The 1,938-nt window shown below is 75.4% G+C and carries 2 protein-coding genes; both read right to left on the bottom strand.

From position 1 onward, the window contains the following. Positions 1-183 precede the first annotated feature (183 nt). The gene (locus tag DZG00_RS15050; RefSeq protein ID WP_119383295.1) at positions 184-885 is read right to left on the bottom strand and encodes a TasA family protein; all 702 of its coding nucleotides are present in this window, start codon (positions 883-885) and stop codon (positions 184-186) included. 146 nt (positions 886-1,031) lie between these two features. Further along, a partial coding sequence (locus DZG00_RS15045) for an Ig-like domain-containing protein (protein WP_233550161.1) occupies positions 1,032-1,938 on the bottom strand: 907 nt, incomplete at its 5' end.

The raw sequence follows: 1,938 nt of genomic DNA, 5'->3' as shown, positions 1-1,938 counted from the left end.
GACCCGAGGCGGCCAGCGCCAGGCACAGCGCGGCGGCGGCGATGCTGCCGGTGCCGCGGTGTGCGCGCATGGTCGGGTCCTCCGGGTCGGGACGGATGAAGAGGGAGCGGGTGCAGCGGGCGGCGCGCGTACGCGACGCCGGGCGACCGGGCCCCGGCGCGTGCCGGGGCCCGGTCGGGGCGATCAGCGCTGGACGCCGTCGCGCTGGATCGCGGCTGCGGTGAACGTCAGCGAGGCGGCCGCGTTCTCGTAGTCGTTGTCCGCGGTGTCCGGCAGCTGCAGGACCATCAGGGTGTTGAGCTCCACGTCGGCGGTGTCGCTCGGGAAGGTGCCGTCGGCCGTCGGCGTGACGCCGAAGTTCGCGGGCGTGAGCGTGGTGGAGTTGCCCGCGCCGGTGATGGAGGCGAGGGTGCCCGCACCGGTCGGCTGGACGGTGCCCGAGCAGGTGTACGCGCCCACCGGGTCGGTCGTCGAGGTCCACTCGCCGCCGACGCAGGTCTGCAGCGAGTAGGTGAGGCCGTCGGCCCCGGTGACGATGGACTCGCCGTCACCCGCCAGCGCCGGGTCGTTCGTGCCGGCGGTCTCCGCCGTCACGGCGTAGGACAGCTGGACGGACTCGACGAGGTCGCCGTCGTTGGTGGCGTCGGGCAGCTCGATCAGGATCGGGCGCTGCACGGTGTCCCCGGGCGCGATGTCCGAGACCGTGTAGTCGCCCGTGGCGACGATGTCGAGCTGACCCGCGTCGGCCTGGAGGGTCGCCGTGTCGGAGTCGGTGAAGATGGCGAACGCCCCGCCGGTGACGATGGCGCCGACGGCGACGACCGCGCCGGTGGCGACGATCTTGTTCCAGGGGCGACGACGCTGGGGTGCCTGGGTGGTGCTCATGGTGGTTCCTCTCGATGGGTGACGCGGTGCGCGGTCTACGCGGGTGGTGCTGGTGCTGTTCCTGCTGGTGCGGTGATGGTCGTGATCGTGGGGACGTGTCGCCGCATCCGGGGGCGGATGCGGCCTGGGGGGTCGCAGGGCGGGCATCAGCAGCCCACCGCGGAGACGGCCGCCGGCTGGGCGACGGCGGACGAGGGCGCGCTCGCGACGCCGACCCAGCGGTGCAGGTCGGGCCGGATGCGCCACTGGTAGGAGCGGGACTCGCCCAGCCGGTCGTCCGAGAACGACGTGGCGGTGCCGGCGAGGCGGGCGACCGTGATCCAGGCGCCGGGCGTCGCGCCCGCGAGGCGCCGCTCGACGAGCTGGTCGGTGGCGCCCGGGACCTGCGCCCAGGACACCGCCGTGACCGGTCGGCCGGCGACGCAGCTCGCGGTCGCGGCGGTGACGGTCGTCGTGCTCGTCCAGGTGCCCGTGGAGGCGCCGAGGCTCGCGTCGTCCCGGTGCGTGAAGCCGCGGGGCGCGAGCGGCGCGGGATCCAGGAACACGGTGATGGTCGACGTCGCGGCGATCCCGGTGCCGGGCGTGGCCGGCCGGTCGGTGATCGCGTACGCCACGACGGTGGATCCCGGCGTCCCCGCGGCCGGCGGCCGGTACGTGCAGAGCGCGGCCGTGCAGCTGAACGACCCGGGCAGCCCGGCGGGCGGCGTGGCACCCGTGATGGCGAGGGCGTCGCCGTCCACGTCGGTGTCGTTGGCGAGCGGATCGACGGTCACGTCCGGCCCGCCGACCGTCGCGACGATCCGGTCGGCCCGCGCGACGGCGGGGCGGTTGACGGGCGTGACGGTGATCGTGACCCGCACGTTCCACGTGCCCGCGCCGCTCTGGAGCGCGTAGTCGAAGACGTCGACCCCGGTGAACCCGGCGGCGGACCGGTACGTGCACCGCCCGCGGTCCGTGCCGCTCGCCACGCAGGTCGCGCTGCCGGAGGTCGGCGACGCGGGCACGGGGCCCACCGCGCCGCCCACGAGCGTGGGCGTCGCGGAGAGCTGGGCG

Origin of the sequence: Clavibacter lycopersici (assembly GCF_003576405.1) — a bacterium.
GTDB lineage: Bacteria > Actinomycetota > Actinomycetes > Actinomycetales > Microbacteriaceae > Clavibacter > Clavibacter lycopersici.
This window is presented reverse-complemented; position numbering and strand designations above follow the sequence as displayed.